This is a genomic window from Xanthomonas sp. NCPPB 3218 (assembly GCF_056725185.1).
Genome location: NZ_CM161516.1, coordinates 1789242 through 1808464 on the forward strand (window position 1 = coordinate 1789242; position 19223 = coordinate 1808464).

At 66.7% G+C, this 19223-nt stretch carries 17 protein-coding genes; 10 read left to right on the forward strand and 7 right to left on the reverse strand.

The features are described 5' to 3' along the window. Positions 1-22 precede the first annotated feature (22 nt). Complete coding sequence (locus tag AC1PLS_RS07940; RefSeq protein WP_184434079.1) at positions 23-2479, forward strand: S8 family peptidase; 2457 nt, start codon at positions 23-25, stop codon at positions 2477-2479. Positions 2480-2621: 142 nt separating this feature from the next. Here the strand turns inward: AC1PLS_RS07940 and smpB are convergent, their stop codons facing one another. Next, entirely contained in the window at positions 2622-3125 is a 504-nt protein-coding gene (gene smpB / locus AC1PLS_RS07945; protein WP_184434082.1) for an SsrA-binding protein SmpB, read from the reverse strand. A gap of 60 nt (positions 3126-3185) precedes the next feature. Between smpB and AC1PLS_RS07950 the strand changes: the two genes are divergently transcribed. After that, positions 3186-3617 (forward strand): type II toxin-antitoxin system RatA family toxin, encoded by a 432-nt coding sequence (locus AC1PLS_RS07950; RefSeq protein WP_016901567.1) that lies wholly within the window; start codon positions 3186-3188, stop codon positions 3615-3617. 2 nt (positions 3618-3619) lie between these two features. After that, positions 3620-3895, forward strand: coding sequence for an RnfH family protein (locus AC1PLS_RS07955; RefSeq protein WP_016901566.1), 276 nt, complete (start codon positions 3620-3622; stop codon positions 3893-3895). A gap of 276 nt (positions 3896-4171) precedes the next feature. On the opposite strand, the gene AC1PLS_RS07960 is transcribed toward AC1PLS_RS07955, so the two are convergent. Further along, positions 4172-4567 carry an outer membrane protein assembly factor BamE gene (locus tag AC1PLS_RS07960; protein ID WP_039528130.1) on the reverse strand — a complete coding sequence of 132 codons (396 nt, stop codon included), beginning with the start codon at positions 4565-4567 and terminating at the stop codon, positions 4172-4174. A 104-nt stretch (positions 4568-4671) separates the two neighbouring features. Here AC1PLS_RS07960 and fur point away from each other — a divergent pair, with 104 nt between their 5' ends. Beyond that, on the forward strand, positions 4672-5082 hold the full coding sequence (gene fur, locus AC1PLS_RS07965) for a ferric iron uptake transcriptional regulator (RefSeq protein WP_016901564.1): 411 nt from the start codon (positions 4672-4674) through the stop codon (positions 5080-5082). 112 nt (positions 5083-5194) lie between these two features. On the opposite strand, the gene recN is transcribed toward fur, so the two are convergent. Further along, a complete protein-coding gene (recN, locus tag AC1PLS_RS07970) occupies positions 5195-6859 on the reverse strand; it encodes a DNA repair protein RecN (protein ID WP_154831740.1) in 1665 nt (554 codons plus the stop codon). Between the two features lie 116 nt (positions 6860-6975). Here recN and hrcA point away from each other — a divergent pair, with 116 nt between their 5' ends. The 6 genes from hrcA (at position 6976) to AC1PLS_RS08000 (ending at position 14368) form a co-directional block, all read left to right on the forward strand. Further along, complete coding sequence (gene hrcA / locus AC1PLS_RS07975) at positions 6976-8028, forward strand: heat-inducible transcriptional repressor HrcA (RefSeq protein WP_024939315.1); 1053 nt, start codon at positions 6976-6978, stop codon at positions 8026-8028. Positions 8029-8127: 99 nt separating this feature from the next. Continuing rightward, positions 8128-8646 (forward strand): nucleotide exchange factor GrpE, encoded by a 519-nt coding sequence (gene grpE / locus AC1PLS_RS07980; protein ID WP_010366360.1) that lies wholly within the window; start codon positions 8128-8130, stop codon positions 8644-8646. Positions 8647-8788: 142 nt separating this feature from the next. Next, positions 8789-10714: a molecular chaperone DnaK gene (dnaK, locus tag AC1PLS_RS07985; RefSeq protein WP_016901561.1), complete on the forward strand. Its 1926-nt coding sequence runs from the start codon at positions 8789-8791 to the stop codon at positions 10712-10714. A gap of 159 nt (positions 10715-10873) precedes the next feature. After that, on the forward strand, positions 10874-12001 hold the full coding sequence (gene dnaJ / locus AC1PLS_RS07990; protein WP_024939317.1) for a molecular chaperone DnaJ: 1128 nt from the start codon (positions 10874-10876) through the stop codon (positions 11999-12001). A 334-nt stretch (positions 12002-12335) separates the two neighbouring features. After that, positions 12336-13244, forward strand: coding sequence for a pyridoxal kinase (gene pdxY, locus AC1PLS_RS07995; protein ID WP_184434086.1), 909 nt, complete (start codon positions 12336-12338; stop codon positions 13242-13244). Continuing rightward, complete coding sequence (locus AC1PLS_RS08000) at positions 13241-14368, forward strand: prephenate dehydrogenase (RefSeq protein ID WP_481104374.1); 1128 nt, start codon at positions 13241-13243, stop codon at positions 14366-14368. Before pdxY ends, AC1PLS_RS08000 begins: the two co-directional genes overlap by 4 nt. 271 nt (positions 14369-14639) lie before the next feature. Here AC1PLS_RS08000 and AC1PLS_RS08005 read toward each other — a convergent pair whose 3' ends face one another. The 4 genes from AC1PLS_RS08005 to AC1PLS_RS08020 all read right to left on the reverse strand — a co-directional run bounded on the left by AC1PLS_RS08005 (position 14640) and on the right by AC1PLS_RS08020 (position 19158). Beyond that, complete coding sequence (locus AC1PLS_RS08005) at positions 14640-14852, reverse strand: hypothetical protein (protein ID WP_184434092.1); 213 nt, start codon at positions 14850-14852, stop codon at positions 14640-14642. Positions 14853-15003: 151 nt separating this feature from the next. Further along, the gene (locus AC1PLS_RS08010) at positions 15004-16407 is read right to left on the reverse strand and encodes a TolC family protein (protein WP_184434095.1); all 1404 of its coding nucleotides are present in this window, start codon (positions 16405-16407) and stop codon (positions 15004-15006) included. After that, positions 16404-17486: an HlyD family secretion protein gene (locus AC1PLS_RS08015; protein ID WP_184434098.1), complete on the reverse strand. Its 1083-nt coding sequence runs from the start codon at positions 17484-17486 to the stop codon at positions 16404-16406. Before AC1PLS_RS08015 ends, AC1PLS_RS08010 begins: the two co-directional genes overlap by 4 nt. Beyond that, positions 17470-19158 (reverse strand): ATP-binding cassette domain-containing protein, encoded by a 1689-nt coding sequence (locus AC1PLS_RS08020; RefSeq protein WP_167762788.1) that lies wholly within the window; start codon positions 19156-19158, stop codon positions 17470-17472. Before AC1PLS_RS08020 ends, AC1PLS_RS08015 begins: the two co-directional genes overlap by 17 nt. Positions 19159-19223: the final 65 nt, after the last annotated feature.

Consider the following 19223-nt stretch of genomic DNA (forward strand, 5'->3'; position numbering starts at 1 on the left):
CTGGTAATCAAGGAGCGAAGCGATGGCGACAGGCAAGCCCCCAGGTCCGCGGCAGGCACGCAGTACGCCCCGCAAACGCGCACCGGGCGTCGACGCCCCCAGGCCTCGACGCGCAGTCAAGGCTGCGCAGCAGCAGGCGCAGGACACCGTACTGACGCGCGTGCAGGGCAAGGCGCGCACCGTGATCTACATCCATGGCATCGGCAACAAACCGCCGGCCGAGGTGCTGCGCTGTCAGTGGGACAAGGCCTTGTTCGGGCGGCCGATGGGCGAGCGCACGCGCCTGGCGTACTGGGTCAATCGCGAGCGCTATCCCGTTGCCGAACCCGGTAACTGCGATGCGCGCGATGTCGGCCCGGCGCTCAATCAGAGCGTGCAGCGCGCCCTGAGCACGCTTGGGCTGGTGCCAGGCGAGCAGGATCTGCATCTGCTCGCCGATGCGTTGGCGCAGAGCGAGCAAGAGCGTGTCGATCTGCACCGCTTGCTGGACGAACTGGATGCCGCGCCCGCGATGCCGGCGGCGGGCCAGGTGCAGGCCAAAGGTCCGATCGATGCGATCAACCGCGTACTGCTGCGGCTGATCTCCGCCGCGCTGCTGCAGGACGTGCACGATTTGTTCTTCGTGCCCGAGCGTGCGGCGCTGATGCGCGAGAGCCTGACGCAGCGGTTGCGTTCGGGTGGCGGGCCGTTTGTGGTGGTGGCGCACAGCCAGGGATCGATGATCGCCTTTGACGTGTTGCGTCAGCTCCAGGCGGAAGAGTGCGAGGTCAGCCTGTTCCTGACCCTGGGCTCGCCTTTGGGCTTGCCGCAGGTGCGCAGCATGTTCAAGCGCTGGACCGGCACACGCAAGCTGCCGTTTCCCGCGTGCGTACGGCGCTGGATCAACGTGGCCGACACGCGCGACCCGATCGCGCTGGATCCGGATCTCGGCGACGATATCGCCAACGCCAAGGGGCGTTTCGAAAACCTCGCGGGTGCGCGCCTGAATCCGGACTGGCAGCACAACGCGCATTCGGGCTCGGGCTATCTGTCGATTCCGCAGGTGCGCGCGGCGGTGCGCGAAGCGGTGGGCGTCGGCTTCGACCAACCGGTCTCCAATGCGGTGCTGATCAAGGATCTCAGCGAGCAGCTGGAAGCACATGGCGCCGAGTATCGGCACGAAGTGCTGATCGAGCTGGATCGCCGGTTGCTGGGCGACGACCCGGCCGCCACGCGTGCGCTGCTGTTGGCGCAGTTGCGCCAGACCGCTGCAGCGACCACCGGCTTGAGCGGCGATGCGCTGGACGAGGCGATCGAGCTGGAAGATGGCTTGCAGCGGTTTGTGTCGGCGCGGCTGACGCGGTTCGAGATCGAATCGCTGCAGGACCGCTACCGCGCGCTGGGATTCCGGCGCGTGTGGCGCGATGCCGGCAAGCGCGCGTTGATCAACGTGTCCGGCAACGTCCTGCATGCCGATGCGGCGCGCACCGCGTATCGCGCGCGCGGGCAACAGATCGGCTGGGCGGTGCTGGACACCGGTATCGCAGCCAGTCACCCGCATTTCTTCGTAAAGGGGGAGCGCGACACGGTGGTCGCGCAATGGGATTGCACGCGGCGGGGTGCAGCCAGGCGATTGACGCGCGCCGACGGCGATGCCTTCGCTCGGCTGGATCGGCACGGGCACGGCACGCATATCGCCGGGATCATCGCCGGCCATAGCCGCGCGGTGATTCCCGACGCGCAGGGCAACCCGGGCAAACCGCTGGAGTTTGCCGGCATGGCGCCGGACACCCAGCTGTACGGGTTCAAGGTGCTGGACGATGCCGGCAACGGCCGTGATTCGTGGATGATCAAGGCGGTGCAGCAGGTCGCAGCGATCAACGAGCGCGCCGGCGAGCTGGTCATCCACGGCGTCAATCTGAGCCTGGGCGGTTACTTCGATCCGGAGAGCTACGGCTGCGGTTTTACGCCGCTGTGCAACGAGTTGCGGCGGCTATGGCGGCAAGGCGTGCTGGTGGTGGTGGCCGCCGGCAACGAAGGCCTGGCCTGGTTGATGCGCAACGATGGTGATGCGTATCCGGCCAACATGGATCTGTCGATCAGCGACCCGGGCAATCTGGAAGACGCCATCGTGGTCGGCTCGGTGCACAAGAGCAGCCCGCACAATTACGGCGTGTCGTATTTTTCGTCGCGCGGGCCGACCGCCGATGGACGCGGCAAGCCGGATGTCGTGGCGCCGGGCGAAAAGATCCTGTCGGCCTATTACGATTTCGACCCGAAAGATCCGGCCAGCCTGATGGTGGAGATGAGCGGCACCAGCATGGCCGCACCGCACGTCTCCGGCGTGCTGGCTGGTTTCCTCTCCGCCCGCCGCGAGTTCATCGGCTTCCCGGATCGGGTCAAGCAGCTGATGCTGGACACCAGCACCGACCTGCAGCGCGATCGCTATGTGCAGGGCAGGGGAGTGCCGAATTTGATGCGGATGCTTGGAGCGACGTGATTCGGGATTAGGAATTGGGGATTCGCAAGAGCATGGGTTCTACGCGCCGCTTTGCTCGCCGGGGCCGAGAGCCATGCAAACGCCGGCTGCGGTCGGCTTTGCCGTTACCAATCCCCAATGCCGAATTCCCAATCCCGGCTACTCACGCATCCCGGTTATGCCGCCGCATCACGCGCTGCTTGTCGCGTTGCCAGTCACGGTCCTTGGCGGCGTCGCGCTTGTCGTGGTTCTGCTTGCCCTTGGCCAGCGCGATTTCCAGCTTGACCTTGTTGTTGCTCCAGTACAGCGCTGTCGGCACCAGGGTGTAGCCGTCGCGTTCGACGCTGCTCAGCACCTTGTCGATTTCCCGGCGGTGCAGCAGCAGCTTGCGATCGCGGCGTTCCACCGGCACGGTGTGGCTGGAGGCCTGGATCAGCGGGGTGATCTGCGCGCCGATCAGGAAGATCTCGCCGGAGCGCACATAGGCGTAGCCGTCGATGATGTTGGCGCGGCCGGCGCGGATCGCCTTGACCTCCCAGCCCTGCAGGGCCAGGCCGACTTCGTAGCGCTCTTCCAGGTGGTATTCATGGCGCGCACGCTTGTTCAGCGCGATGGTTTTCGTGGCCGTCGCGCCGTTTGCTTTATCCTTGGCTGGTTTCTTGCTCATGCCGCCATTGTCGCCGATTCGGCGTCATCAAACGATCTTCTGTCTTTCACAAGTTAGCGAATGCCTACCATCCGTCGCAGCGCCCTGGTCGAACACAGCGCCACCCGCATGTTCGATCTGGTCAATGATGTTGCCGCCTATCCGCGCCGTTTCGGCTGGTGTGATGCTGCGCAGGTGCTTGAACAGGACCAGGCGCATATCGTGGCGCGGCTGGATCTGGGGTTGGGGTCGTTCCGCACCTGGTTCACCACCGAAAACGTGCTCGAACGTCCGCAGCGCATCGTCATGCATCTGCGCGACGGGCCATTCAAGCGCCTGGAAGGCCTGTGGGAGTTTCAGTCGCTGGGAGAGAACGCCTGCAAGGTCAGCCTGACCCTGGAGGTGGAAACCAGCTCGCGGCTGTTGGGTCCCGCGCTGGCGCTGGGCTTTCAAGGCCTGGCCGACCGCATGGTCAACGATTTCGTGCGGGTCGCCGATCGCGGCGACGTCTGAGCATGCGGGTCGACGTCGTGCTGGCCTGGCCGGACCGCTGCAGTTCGGTATCGCTGGAACTGGCCGAGGGCGCCACCGTCGCCGAGGCGATTGCCGCCTCCGGTCTGGCACCGGATCGACCACCTGCCGCCCAGGCGATCCATGGGCTGATTGCACGCGCGGATCAGGTGCTGCGTGACGGCGACCGGGTCGAATTGCTCAGGCCGCTGCTGCTGGACCCGAAGGAGGCACGGCGTCGCCGTGCCGGACCGAGCAAAAAGGCCGGTCCCAACGGATAGCTGTTGGCCGGCACTGCGATGCATGTGCGCCGTGCACAACAGCGAGCTCTTCTGTTGAATGACCTGGACAAGCGAGCGCAGCTTGTGGCTTGGGCAGGCGCATGTCGCCGCAAGACGGCTGACGGTGAGCCGCAGATGTCGATATCTGGATCAGCGCTGCAGTTCCTGACCCAACACGTCTCTGCGACCAGGCAAATAAAAAACGCATCCGTTCAAACGGATGCGTTTTCTGGTGCGGCGACACTCAGGCGATCGCGCAGTGCGCGACCGAGCGCATCAACGGCCGCGCTGCTTTTTCTTGTCGCGGGCCAGATTGCGACCGAACTGCTTGGGTGCCGACTTGGCCAGCTGCTCGTCCTGCGACGGGAAATAATCGCCTTCCCAGCGAACGACCTGCTCGTTCTCGAAGAACACGGTGAAGTTCTTGATCTCGGTGCGCGCCAGACGGTCCACGCGCTGGGTGGAGGTGTAGTCCCAGCGCTGCGAATGGAATGGATCGGGGATCGAGGGGGTACCCAGCAACGCGCTGACCTGCTGCTTGCTCTGGCCTACCTGCAGTTGCTCCACGGCATTCTGTTTGATCAGATTGCCCTGGTAGATCGGCTGCTTGTAGATGATGCCGCAGCCAGCGGTGGAGAGAGCAACGGCGGCGACCAGCAGGAGATTACGCATCGGGGATTAAGTGCTGAGGAAATCACGCCGATGATACACTCCTGCCGGTCGCCGCGACCCGTTTGATGGCAGCTGGCGCTAAATCGCCAATGAACGGAGAACATATGGAAACCCACGACCTGCGCAAAGTCGGGCTCAAGGTGACCCATCCGCGGATGCGGATCCTGGAGTTGCTCGAGCAGAAGAGCAACCAGCACCACCTCAGCGCAGAAGACATCTATCGGCAGCTGCTCGACCATGGCGACGAAATCGGTCTGGCCACGGTGTACCGGGTGCTGACCCAGTTTGAGGCCGCCGGCCTGGTGCTGAAGCACAATTTCGAAGGCGGCCAGGCGGTCTATGAGCTGGATCGTGGCGGCCATCACGACCATATGGTCGACGTGGATACCGGCCACGTGATCGAGTTCGAGAGCGAAGAGATCGAGGCCTTGCAGCGGCAGATCGCCGCCCAGCATGGCTACGAGCTGGAAGAGCACTCGCTGGTGCTGTACGTGCGCAAGAAGCGTCCGCGCTGACGGCAAGCCGGTGGCATCGCGGTAACGACAAGGCGGCTTCGGCCGCCTTGTGCGTTTGCCGCCATCGGCTGCCTGGGCAACCCCGATGGCGGCCGAGACAGCGCCCGGCGGCTCAGGCGCTCTGCAGCAGCTTGCGTGCCGCCGCGCGGGCTTCCTTGCTGACTTCCACCCCGCCCAGCATGCGCGCCAGCTCTTCCTGGCGCGCCTGCGGGCCGAGCAGTTCGACCGCGCTCTGGGTCATGCCGTCCACCGGCGCCTTGCTGACCCGATAGTGCGCGTGGCCCTTGGCGGCCACCTGTGGCAAGTGGGTCACGCACAGCACCTGGCGCTCTTCGCCCAGGGCGCGCAGCTTTTGCCCGACGATGTCGGCCACTGCGCCGCCGATGCCGGAATCCACTTCGTCGAAGACCATGGTCGGCACGCTGTCCAGCCCGAGCGCGGCGACCTCGATCGCCAGCGAAATCCGTGACAGCTCGCCGCCGGAAGCGACCTTGCGCAATGCGCGCGGTGGCTGCCCGGCGTTGGCGGCGACCAGGAATTCCACCCGCTCGGCGCCGTTGGGGTCAGGGCGCAGGGTGTCCTGCGGCAGCAGCTGGATCAGGAACTGCCCGCCGCCCATGCCCAGCTCGCCGATCAGCGTGGTGGTGGCGGCCGACAAGGCCTCGGCAGCGGTGGTGCGGCTGGCGCTGAGGCTGCTGGCCGCGCTGCGCCAGACGCCGATCGCCGCCTCGATATGCTTGTCCAGCTGCTGCAGGCGCTCGTCGGCGCCGCGCAGGCTCTCCACTTCCAGGCTCATGCGGTCGCGCTGGGCGGCCAGTTCGTCCGGGGTGACGCGGTGCTTGCGGGCCAGATCGTGCAGGCGACCGAGCCGGCGCTCCATCGCCTCGAACTGGGCCGGGTCGGCCTCCAGGTCGTCGCGCACGCGGTCGAGCAGGGCCAGCGCCTCCTCGATCTGGATGACCGCGCTGTCCAGCAGTGCATCGACCTCGCCCAGGCGCGGCTCGTGCTCGGCCACGCGCGCGAGGTCATGGCGGCTGTCCTGCAGCAGGCCCAGTGCGGAGACGCCGTCGTCGCCGTTGAGCTGCAGGGCCACGCTGTCGCACGCGCCGATCAATGCGGTGGCGTGCGCCTGGCGGCGATGATTGACGTCCAGCGCGGCGATCGCGGCCGGATCCAGGTCCTCGCGTTCCAGTTCGCTGAGCTGGTGTTCCAGAAAGCCGATGCGGTCGGAGACATCGCCCTGCGCGGACAGCGCATCGCGTTCGTCCAACAGGGCCTGCCAGCGCTGGCTGGCCTGGCGCACCTGCTCGCGCTGCGCGCCGTTGCGGGCGTAGGCGTCGAGCAGGGCGAGCTGGCTGTGGCGGGCCATCAAGGCCTGGTGTTCGTGCTGGCCGTGAATCTCCACCAGCCGCGAGGCCAGCTCCGCCAGTTGCGAAGAGGTCACCGGGCGGCCGTTGATCCAGGCACGCGAGCCGCCATCGGCACGGATGATCCGGCGCAGCTGGCATTGCGCGTCGTCGTCGAGTTCGTTGTCCGACAGCCAGGTCAGGCCCGGGTGCTGGGCCGGCAGCTGGAATTCGGCCGACAGTTCGGCGCGGTCGGCACCGTGGCGGACCACGCCGCTGTCGGCGCGCAGCCCGGACAGGAAGCCTAGCGCGTCCACCATCAGCGACTTGCCGGCGCCGGTTTCGCCGGAAACCACGGTCATGCCTGGCCCGAATTCCAGTTCGGTGGCGCGGACGACGGCGAAATCCTTGATGGAGAGGTGTCTGAGCATGGGATCGAGTGTGAACGCTTTGGGGAAGCTTAGGGTGGGAGCGGCGGGCAGGGAATAAGACGCTTGCCAACCGCAGGGCCAGACATTATCTATGCCCAGTCTCACCGGATGATCCCATGCGCGCGTCACAGTCCCCAACGCTCGATCCCCGCGCACGCCAACTGCTGCGGACGCTGATTGCCCGCTACATCCGCGATGGCGAGCCGGTGGGCTCCAAGACGCTGGCCCAGCACGCCGGGCTGGACGTCAGCCCGGCCACCATCCGCAACATCCTGGCCGACCTGGAGGATGTGGGGCTGCTCAGCTCTCCGCATACCTCGGCCGGGCGGGTGCCCACCGCGCACGGTTACCGGGTGTTCGTCGACAGCCTGGTGCAGATGCAGCCGCCCGGCGAGGAAGAAGTGCGCCGTCTGCGCGCGGAGCTTGCCAGCGGCAACGGCACCCAGTCGCTGCTGGGCAGCGCCTCGCAGATGCTGTCGGCGATGAGCCATTTCGTCGGCGTGGTCAGCGCACCGCGGCGCGAGCAGTTCGCGTTCCGGCATATCGACTTCGTGGCGCTGGACGCGCGCCGGGTGCTGGCGATCCTGGTGTTTGCCGACAACGAGGTGCAGAACCGGGTGATCGAGCCGCGCCGGGCCTACGAGCCGGCCGAGCTGGAGCGGGTGGCCAATTACCTCAATGCGCAATTTGCCGGGCGCGCGCTGTCGGACATCCGCGCCTCGCTGCTGCGCGAGCTGCGCATGGCCAAGAACGAGATGGAGCAGCTGCTGGCGCACAGCGTGGATCTGGCCAGCGAGGCGCTGGTGCCGGCCGACGCCGACGACATGGTGATGGCCGGGCAGACCCGCCTGATGGGCGTGCAGGACCTGTCGGACCTGGACCGGCTGCGCGAGCTGTTCGAGGCCTTCGCCAGCAAGCGCGAGATCCTGCAACTGCTCGAACGCACCATCCAGGCGCCGGGCGTGCGCATCTTCATCGGCGAAGAGACCGGCATGCTGTCGCTGGACGATGTCTCGCTGGTCACCGCGCCGTATGCCGCCAATGGCCAGGTGCTGGGCGTGCTGGGCGTGATCGGGCCCAAACGCATGGCCTACGACCGGGTGATTCCGCTGGTGCAGACCGCCGCCCAGGTGCTGGGCGCTGCCATGGAACCGCCCGGCACGCGATAAGCGGCAGCGATCGATACGATCGTTTTGCTTGAAACGCGCGCGCGCGCCCACATACGGGGTGACGTTGGGGCGGGCGTTCCGCTTGCCCGGGAACTGCACATGAACCAAGACCACCCCGAATTCGATTCCGAAGACCTGTCCCAGAACCCACCCGAGACCGATCCGCTCAAGGCCGAGATCGAGTCGCTGCGCAGCGAGATCGCGCTGGTCAAGGCCGATGCCCTGCGCGAGCGGGCCGATCTGGAAAACCAGCGCAAGCGCATCGCCCGCGACGTCGAGAACGCGCGCAAGTTCGCCAACGAGAAGTTGCTGGGCGAGCTGCTGCCGGTGTTCGACAGCCTGGACGCCGGCCTGACCGCGGCCGGCACCGAACCCAGCCCGCTGCGCGATGGCCTGGACATGACCTACAAGCAGTTGCTCAAGGTCGCGGCTGACAACGGCCTGACCCTGCTCGACCCGGTCGGCCAGCCGTTCAACCCGGACCAGCACCAGGCGATCAGCCAGGGCGAGGCCGAGGGCATCGCCCCGGGCCACGTGGTGCAGGTGTTCCAGAAAGGCTATCTGCTCAACGAGCGTCTGCTGCGCCCGGCCCTGGTGGTCGTGGCCAAGCACGACTGAACCGCAGCGCCCGGCTGAACTGCCGGGCGCATGCGCGAAACGCAGATTCGTGCAGGTGGCTTGAACACCTGCGCACCACCCCCACATCTCAGCCAGACCCGGCGTCGCCGGACACAGCTACAGAATCATCAGGAGCGTATCCATGGGCAAGATCATTGGTATTGACCTCGGCACCACGAACTCGTGCGTGTCGATCATGGACGGCGGCAAGGCCCGCGTCATCGAAAATTCCGAGGGCGACCGCACCACGCCTTCGATCGTCGCCTACACCAAGGACGGCGAAGTGCTGGTCGGCGCCTCGGCCAAGCGCCAGGCGGTGACCAACCCGAAGAACACCTTCTACGCGGTGAAGCGCCTGATCGGCCGCAAGTTCACCGACGCCGAAGTGCAGAAGGACATTTCGCACGTGCCGTACGGCATCCTCGCCCACGACAACGGCGATGCCTGGGTGCAGACCAGCGATGGCAAGCGCATGGCGCCGCAGGAAATCTCTGCGCGCGTGCTGGAAAAGATGAAGAAGACCGCCGAGGACTTCCTGGGCGAGAAGGTCACCGAGGCCGTGATCACGGTGCCGGCGTACTTCAACGACAGCCAGCGTCAGGCCACCAAGGACGCCGGCCGCATCGCCGGTCTGGACGTCAAGCGCATCATCAACGAGCCGACCGCAGCCGCCCTGGCCTATGGCCTGGACAAGAACGGCGGCGACCGCAAGATCGCCGTGTACGACCTGGGCGGCGGTACCTTCGACGTGTCGATCATCGAAATTGCTGAAGTCGATGGCGAGAAGCAGTTCGAAGTGCTGGCCACCAACGGTGACACCTTCCTGGGCGGCGAAGACTTCGACAACCGTGTCATCGAGTACCTGGTCGACGAATTCAACAAGGATCAGGGCATCGATCTGCGCAAGGATCCGTTGGCACTGCAGCGCCTGAAGGACGCCGCAGAGCGCGCCAAGATCGAGCTGTCGACCAGCCAGCAGACCGAAGTGAACCTGCCGTACGTCACCGCCGATGCCTCGGGCCCGAAGCACCTCAACATCAAGCTGACCCGTGCCAAGCTCGAAGCGCTGGTGGAAGACCTGGTCAAGAAGTCGATCGAGCCGTGCCGCACCGCGTTGAACGATGCCGGCCTGCGCGCCAGCGACATCAACGAAGTGATCCTGGTCGGCGGTCAGACCCGCATGCCGAAGGTGCAGCAGGCGGTTGCCGATTTCTTCGGCAAGGAACCGCGCAAGGACGTCAACCCGGACGAAGCCGTGGCCGTGGGCGCTGCGATCCAGGGCGGCGTGCTGGCCGGCGACGTCAAGGACGTGCTGCTGCTGGACGTGACCCCGCTGTCGCTGGGTATCGAAACCATGGGCGGCGTGTTCACCAAGATCATCGAAAAGAACACCACCATCCCGACCAAGGCCTCGCAGACCTTCTCCACCGCCGAGGACAACCAGTCGGCCGTGACCGTGCACGTGCTGCAGGGTGAGCGCGAGCAGGCCCGCTTCAACAAGTCGCTGGCCAAGTTCGACCTGTCCGGCATCGAGCCGGCGCCGCGCGGCATGCCGCAGGTGGAAGTGTCCTTCGACATCGACGCCAACGGCATCCTGCACGTGTCGGCCAAGGACAAGAAGACCAACAAGGAACAGAAGGTCGAGATCAAGGCCGGTTCGGGTCTGTCGGACGAAGAGATCCAGCGCATGGTCGCCGACGCGGAAGCCAACCGCGAGGAAGACAAGAAGTTCCAGGAACTGGTGCAGGCCCGTAACCAGGCCGATGGCCTGATCCACGCCACCCGCACCGCGATCACCGAGCATGGCAGCAAGGTCGGTGGCGATGTGATCGGCAAGGTGGAAGCGGCGCTGTCGGATCTGGAAACCGCCATGAAGAGCGACGACAAGGCGCAGATCGAGGCCCGCAGCAAGACCCTGGAAGAAGCCGGCCAGTCGCTGTACGCCGCCGCCGCCGCGGCAGAGCAGGGCGGCAACGCCGATGCGGCCAGCGGCAACGCGCAGGCCTCCAAGGCCGCCGACGACGTGGTGGACGCCGAGTTCACCGAGGTCAAGGACGACAAAAAGTAAGCCGTGATTTGGGAGTCGGGAGTGGGGATTGGCAGCCGCTAAAGGTGCCGATCGCCATCCCGATATCCTTTACGCGTCGCGTCGCCAAGGCGGACCAGCGCATGCTGTCCGCTTTTGCGTTTCAACGAATCTCAAATCACGAATCCCCAATACCGGCTTATGAGCAAACGCGATTACTACGAAGTGCTGGGCGTTGCCCGTGGCGCCAGCGACGAGGAGCTGAAGAAGGCGTATCGGCGCTGTGCGATGAAGCACCACCCGGACCGCAATCCAGGCGACGCTGCTGCCGAGGCGATGTTCAAGGAGTGCAAGGAAGCCTATGAAGTGTTGTCGGATGGCAACAAGCGCCGTGCCTACGATGCGCATGGCCACGCTGCGTTCGAGCACGGCATGGGCGGTGGTGGTGGGCCCGGTGGCCCGGACATGGGAGATATCTTTGGCGATATCTTCGGCAATATTTTCGGCGGTGGCGCCGCCGGTCCGCGCGCTGCGCGACGTGGCGCCGACGTCGGTTACGTGTTGGAACTGGATCTGGAAGAAGCCGTCGCTGGCATCGAGCGCCGCATCGAGATCCCGACCCTGATCGAGTGCGAGCCCTGCCACGGCAGCGGTTCGGAAGACGGCAAGGTGGAAGTGTGCGGGACCTGCCACGGACGCGGCCAGGTACGCATCCAGCGCGGCATCTTCGCCATGCAGCAGAGCTGCCCGCATTGCGACGGGCGCGGCACGCTGATCCAGAATCCGTGCAAGACCTGCCACGGCGCCGGTCGCGTGGAAGAAGACAAGGTGCTGTCGATCAAGGTGCCTGCCGGCGTGGATACCGGCGACCGCATCCGCCTGGCAGGCGAGGGCGAGGCCGGTCCGGCTGGCACGCCGCCGGGCGACCTGTATGTGGAGGTGCGCGTGCGCGAGCATGCGATCTTCCAGCGCGACGGCGACGACCTGCATTGCGAAGTGCCGATCCGTATCTCGCAGGCGGCGCTCGGCGACACCGTGCGCGTGGCGACCCTGGGCGGCGAGGCGGAAATCCGCATTCCGGCCGAAACCCAGACCGGCAAGCTGTTCCGGTTGCGCGGCAAGGGTGTGCGCTCGGTGCGTAGCCGTACCGAAGGCGACCTGTATTGCCGCGTGGTGGTCGAAACGCCGGTGAATCTGACCGCCGACCAGCGCGCGTTGCTGCAGCAGTTCGAGGCCACGTTCACCGGTGAGGATGCCCGCAAGCATTCGCCCAAGTCGGCCACGTTCATCGATGGCGTCAAGGGCTTCTGGGATCGGATGACGTCCTGAGGCCGGGGGTCGGGAATCGGGATTGGGGAATCGTAAGGGCGGTGTGGCCCGGCCTGCCGGGGTAGTGCGCCAGTGTGGCGATTCGGGATTCGTGGGAGCGGATGCCCGCTTCCGAATGCCCGGAGAGTTGCACGGCTGAGCGAAGTTCTCCCTACGAATGCCGGCCCCAGGGGCCGGCATTTGCGTTTGTGCGGCGGGAGCCCGTAAAGGTAAGAGCGATAGCGACTGCTGCCGGCGCATAGACCAGCCTGGCGGCGGAGCATGCAGCGGCGAGCGGACGGTGGGCGCATCGATCGACGCTGGGCGCGTCGTGGCGCTGGCGTAAAATGCGGCGATGAACAATGCCCCCGACAGTCACCTCGTCCACGGTCGCCGCCAGCGCCCGGATGGTCCTTCACCGATCGATGTGATCTCGGTGCAATCGCAACTGGTCTACGGCCATGCCGGCAACAGCGCGGCGGTGCCGCCGTTGCGTGCGCTGGGCCTGCGGGTGGCGGAAGTGCCCACCACGCTGCTGAGCAACGCGCCGTTCTACGCCACCTTGCGCGGCCGCATCCTGCCGGCCGACTGGCTGGCCGACCTGTTGCTGGGTGCCACCGAGCGCGGCCTGCCGCAGCGTGCGCGCATGCTGGTCTCCGGCTACTTCGGCAGCCTGGCCAATGGCGAGGCATTCGCAGAATGGCTCGAGCAAACCCTGCCGCAGGCGCCGCAGCTGCGGTATTGCCTGGACCCGGTGATCGGCGACACGCACACCGGCCCGTATGTCGAGCCCGGACTGGAGCGCGTCTTCGCCGAGCGGCTGTTGCCGCATGCCTGGCTGGTGACGCCGAATGCGTTCGAACTCGGGCGCCTGACCGGTTTGCCGAGTCTGCAGCAGGACGATGCCATCGTCGCCGCGCGCGCATTGCTGGCGCGCGGCCCGCAATGGGTGCTTGCGCACAGCGTGGCCGGTGCGGCCGGTGAGCTGGTGACGTTGGCGGTGAGCAACGCGGCAGTGTATCGCTGGGCCACGCCGCATCTGCCGGTGGATGTGGCCGGCACCGGCGATGTGCTGATGGCATTGCTGATCGGTTTGCTGCTGCGCGAGGTGCCGTTCGAGCAGGCGGTGGGGCATGCGCTCAGCGGCGTGCACAGCGCGCTGGAAGCGACCCTGGCTGCAGGCTTCGAAGAGTTCGATGTGCTGGCCGCCGCGCCGGCCGCACTCGCGGCCGCACCGCGCTTTGCCGTCGAGCGCTTGGCGTGATGGCGCAGCCGGTGGTCGGCATCGTCGGCATCGCCGGCGCCTACGGACGCTGGCTGGCGCAGTTCCTGCGCACGCGCATGCGGCTGGAGGTGATCGGCTTCGATCCGGCCGGTGACGGCGACATCGACGAAGCCACGTTGGCGCAGCGAGCGGACGTGCTGATTTTTTCTGCGCCGATCCGCCACACCGCCGGCTTGATCGAGCGCTATGTGGCGCTTGCCGGCCCGCGCGCCGCGTCGCAGTTGTGGATGGATGTCACCTCGATCAAGCAGGCACCGGTGGCTGCGATGCTGGCCTCGCCGGCCGAGGTCGTCGGCCTGCATCCGATGACCGCACCGCCCAAATCGCCCACCTTGAAAGGTCGGGTGATGGTGGTCTGCCAGGCACGCCTGCAGCACTGGTCCACGTGGGTACAGGCGCTGTGCACCGCGTTGCAGGCCGAGTGCGTGTACGCCACGCCCGAGCACCACGACCGCGTGATGGCGCTGGTGCAGGCAATGGTGCACGCCACCCATCTGGCGCAGGCCGGCACCTTGCGCGACTACGCGCCGCTGCTCGGCGAGCTGCGCGCGCTGATGCCGTATCGCTCGGCCTCGTTCGAGCTGGATACCGCGGTGATCGCACGCATCCTCTCGCTCAATCCGGCGATCTACGAAGACATCCAGTTCGGCAACCCCTATGTTGGCGAGATGCTCGATCGGCTGTTGCTGCAACTGCAGGAGCTGCGCGCCCTGGTCGCGCGAGGTGACGATGCGGCGCGCGCGCAGTTTCGCGCCCGGTTCCTGGACGACAACGCGCAGGCGCTGCAGGGCGAATCGCTCGCGGCCGGCAACTACACCTATGAGCGCGTGGGCTACCTGCTGGCCGACCTCACCGAACCGCTGACCTTGAGCGTGTATCTGCCGCAAGACCAGCCCGGGTCGTTGCGTGCCTTGCTGCATGTGTTCGAGCAGCATGGGGTGAACCTGTCGTCGATCCACTCCTCGCGCACGCCGGTCGGCGAGCTGCATTTCCGCATCGGGTTCGAGCCGGGCAGCGATCGCGCCGCGCTGGCGCAGGCGGCCAGCGAAATCGACCGCAGCGGCATCGGACGGGTGCTGGAGCGTTCCGACCGCAACGGGTAGCAGCAGTGCGGGGCGACCGTGGGCTTGCCCGCTGTCGATGGCCGCAGCAGGGTGCAGATATCAGGCACCGATCATGTGCTGGCCGAGTGACACCGCATGCGTCGCCGCCAAGGGCGAGGGTGATTGTCATTGGGCGCAATGCCGGATAAGGCAGACCGGTTTCATCCACACAGGGTGTGGATGAAACCGGCACAAGCATGTGGATAACTGCGCGCAGCCTTTGCGCGGCAACGGCTACAGACAGGTTGGTCAAAAAATGACCAGTGCTATTTCAGGGCGTCGACAGGCGCAGCTCGCCACCAGCGGTGATGAAGCGCTGGCCCTGCCGTTGCAGGCGGCGCCCATCGGGCAGTTCGTAGCGTGGCGCGGTATGCGCTTGCGTGCGTGCTTGCTGCCCGTTGCGAGATTCGAGCTCGTCGCGGAATTCGATGATGACGTAGGACTCGCCATCTGCACCGATTGCGGGAAATTGCCGGAAAGACATACGCACCTCCGAAGGATTTCAGGGTCGCAGTGCGAGCCGCAAAGGACCGCACGCCCGGCACTTTGCCGGTGCAGGCGAGCATGCGCAGGCAGGTGTTACCCGGGCGTCATTGCGCACTGCGGCATCGCTCGGGAGCCAGCAGGCAGCCTGCTCAACGGCTCAGCTGCAATGCGTCCCGGTCGGCCGTTGCCGCTGCCAGCTCGGCACGCGCCGAGGCAATCCGCGCCTGCGCATCGATCAGGCGCACGCGGGCATCGTTGGCGGTTTCCTCGCGCTGATTGACCAGGAAGAAATCGCCCGAGCCCAGTTCGAAGCGGCGGCGCTCGGCCACGGCCAAGCGGTCGGCCAGGCTACGTTCTTCGTCGGCGATCTTAGCCAGCCGCTCGGCAGCGGTGAGCGAGATGACGATCGACTCGACCTCCACGGTGATCTGGTCGCGCAGGTAGCGGCTGCGCTGATCCAGCGCCTCGATCTCGGCGCGTGCCTCGGCGACCTTGCCCTTGGCGGTGCGGTTTTCCAGCGGCACGCTGAAGCGGAAGCCGATGATCGCATCGGTCGGCGAGCGGTTCGGGCCGCCCACACCGGGCGCCCCCAGATCCTTGCTGACCTCGAAGCTGACATCCAGGCGTGGTTTGAGATCGTTCTGCGCCAGCATCAGCCGCGCGGTGGCCTGGTCGATCCGGGTCAGCACCGCGCGGTAATCGGGGCGCTCCACCGGCGCGGTGATCCTGCTGGCACCGGCCAGACCTTCCAGCGCCGACGTATCGGCCGGCAGGCGTTCGGTGGAGACGATCAACGGCATGCCGGCATCGTCGCGCAGGTACAGCGACAAGGCATTGGCGGCGTTGGCGAAGTCCTGCTCCGAACGCACCACCAGGGCACGCCGGCGGACCAGGTTCTGGTCGTTCTCGGTCAGCAGGATGGTGGGCCGCGCGCCCAGCGTCACCTGCCGGGAAATCGCATTGCGGCGCTGCTCGGCCAGCTGCAGCAGGTCGTTGTACGCGCGCAGCTTCAGGCCGGCCGCGACCCAGCTCTGGTAGGCATCCACCGCACGGCGTTGCACGCCGATGGCGACCATTTGCGCTTCGTACTGGGCGACATCGATATCGCCACCGGCAACGCTGCGGCGGGTGCGGCGTTCGTCGACGACGCGGTCGCGCAGCAGCGCATACAGCGCGCCGATTTTCACTTCGCCGCCGCGGTCGGTGTAGGACTTGTCTTCGTAGACCGGGAACGCACCGCGCGAGGAGCGGTAACCGCCGTAGTAATAGCCGCCGTTGTCATCGAAGGGACGCTTGACGGTGCTTTCGATCGTGCTGCCGTCGTAGTAGCCGGCCTCGCGCGAGCGGCCGTCGAGATCGAACACGGTATCGAACGCACCATCGGCCGAGATGCCCTTGCCCTCGGCCTGGCGGACCTTGGCCAGCGCTTCGACGATCTGCGGGGAAGCGCGTGCAGAGGAGCGCAGCACTTCGTCCAGCGTCAGCGGGGTGGTCTGGGCGGCGACCACGCCCGGTACGAGCGCGATCAGCAAGGCGACAAGACGGCGGATCATTTCTTGCCGGTCTCGTCGTCTTCGGCCTTGGGCGCCGCCTTGGCCTTGCCCTCATCCTGCGTCGTCGCTGCCGGACGGCGGCCGAACTCCAGCGGGAAATTGTTGAGCTGGCGCCACAGTTCGTAGCCCACCTTCACCGTTTCGCCCTGCACCCAGCCGCGCACCTTGCCGCCCTGGCGGGCGAATTCCTGCGCCGGCCAGGCCGGCTTGCCCGGCTGCGGTTCGACCAGGATGCGGAACAGGCCGTCGGGCGCGGCATTGGGGTCGATGGCGCGCACGCGGCCATCGAACATGCCGTGCGCCACCGACGGCCAGCCGCTGAACTGGATCGCCGGCCAGCCTTCGAACTCCAGCCGCACCGGGCGGCCGGGGCGGATCAGCGGCACGTCGCGGCCGTCGATATACAGCTCGACCGCGCGCTCCACCCGCTCCGGCGCGATCACCGCCAGCACCGTGCCGGGCGAGACCATCGCACTGCCGCTGGCGGCGTTGAGCTGCTGCACGCGGCCATCGCGCGGTGCACGCACCAGCTGCGCCGACTGGCGGTTCAACTGGATGTCGATGCGGGTCAGCTTGGCGCGCGATTCGGCCAGCTTGGCATCGGCCTCGGCGACCTTGATCTGGGTCAGCTCGAAGTCGCGGCGGCCGGCCAGCCCTTCGGCGAGCAATTGCCTGCTGCGCGCCACATCGATGCTGGCAACCGCGCGCGATTGCTGGATCGCGGTGATTTCCGCCTGCACCTGGGCCCGCTCGCTGGCCAGGCGGGCGAGCAGATCCGGGTCCAGGTCGCCGACACGCGCGATCGGATCGCCGCGCGAGACATGCTGGCCGTCGTGCACATACCAGCGCTCGACCCGGCCGGGCACGAAGGCGGTGACCTGCTGCTGGCGGTCGCCCGGATCCAGCGCCACCACCTGGCCCTTGCCGCTGGCGGTCTGCACCCACGGCGCCAGCGCCAGGATCGCGCTGGCAATGACAATGCCGATCAGCAGCATCCAGGCCAGCGCCTTGGCAATGCTGGGTGGGCGCATCGCCGCCAGGGTGGGAAAGTGCGCGTCGCGATCAGTAGCGTGCTGCATCGTTTGCCTCCTGCGTGGAGGCGACCAGTTCGGCGCGGGTGGCAAAGCGCTGCTGTCGCTCGGGCTGCAGGTGGAACCAGCCATCCAGGGTGATGTCTTCCGGCCGCCCGGTGCACAGCAGCACGGTGGTGCCGGCCGCCTTCAGGCGTCGCAGCACGCCGGCCAGGCGGTCGGCGGGAATCAGGTCGTACAGCTGCGACAGCATCAGCACGCGCGGGCGCACCAGCAGCGCATTGGCCAGCTTCAAGGCCATCACTTCACCGATCCACAGCGGGTAGCCGGAGGCGGCCAGCCGCGTGTCCAGGCCCTGCGGCAGCGCGGCGATACGGGTGCGCAAGCCCACCGCATCGATCGCCTCCAGCATCGCTTCGGAGTTCACATCGGCCGACGCCAGCGCCAGATATTCGCGGATGGTGACCTCGACAATGGTCGGCCGGTCGAGCACCGTCACTTCCGAGCGCAGCAGATACATGTCGAAGGTGGCCAGGTCCGCACCGCCCACCATGACCAGCCCGCGATCGGGGACCACGTGGCGCTTGAGGATCATCGCCAGCAGCCGCTCCGCGCCGCCATCGGCGATCGTCACCAACTGCTCGCCGGCAGCCAGCGAAAAATCGAAACGCGCGCCGTCGATCACCACCCCGTCCAGGCGCACCGCGCTGTTGCCGGGCGTCTTGCCGGGCGCCACGACCGCGCGTTCCTGCGGGATGGCGAACAGCAGCGACAGTTCCTCGGAGCTGGCCACCAGGTCGTAGAACGCGTCCAGGTACGCACCGAGTTGCGAGATGCCGTAAAAGACCGCGCTGAGGATCAGCTCGGCTGCCACCAGCTGGCCGATCGACAGCTCGCCCCGCAGGATCAGGTTGCCGCCCAGCGCCAGCAGCGCCGCGCTGGCGATCGCGTAGACCAGCAGGAACGCCACCGTCTGGGTGAAGCTGTAACGGAAGTGGCGCCGATGCCGGTCGACATAGGCGGCGGTGACGGACTCGGAGCGGTCCATCGCAAAGTTGAGGTGGCGGCTGGACTTATAGAAACCGTTGGAGCCGCCGACACTTTCCAGCCAGCGCGCAGCCTCGTGCTTGGCATGGCTCAGGTCGACCGCGGTGCGGATCGACCCGCGCGACCAGATCATCCAGATGCCGAAGATGACCAGCAGCAGCAGGGCGTTGAAGCCCAGGAAGAACGGGTGGTAGAAACTGGTCAGTATCAGCCCGACCGCCGATTGCAGCACGATGGTGAAGGCGCCGATGGCCAGGCTCGGCACCGCTTTCTGCACCACCACCAGATCGAAGTAGCGGTTGAACATGTCGCCGCGGTTCTGGTCGGCGAAGAACGGATTCTGCGCATGCACCGCGCGCACGGTGATTTCCGACACCACGCGTGCGAACAGCCGGCGCTCGAACAGCGCCATGACCCACACCCGCATCGCGCTCAGGCCGGCGACCAGCAGCAACAGGCCCAGCAACAGGCTCGACAGGGTCCACAGCGGCGCCGCCAGCGCGGTATTGGCCACGCTGTTGATCAGCAACTGCACCGAGATCGGCGTGGCCAGCGACAGCAGGCTGATCGCGACTCCGTACACCATGGCCAGGCGCACATAGGGCATGTCCGGCCCGACGATTTCCGCCAGCCAGGCTCCCGCTTCCCGCCATCCGATCTGCTTGCCCGCCATTCGATTTCCGTTGATGAGTTCAATGAAGCATTGACGAGTTGCAGCTGGCGAACAAGGCCGCAGCA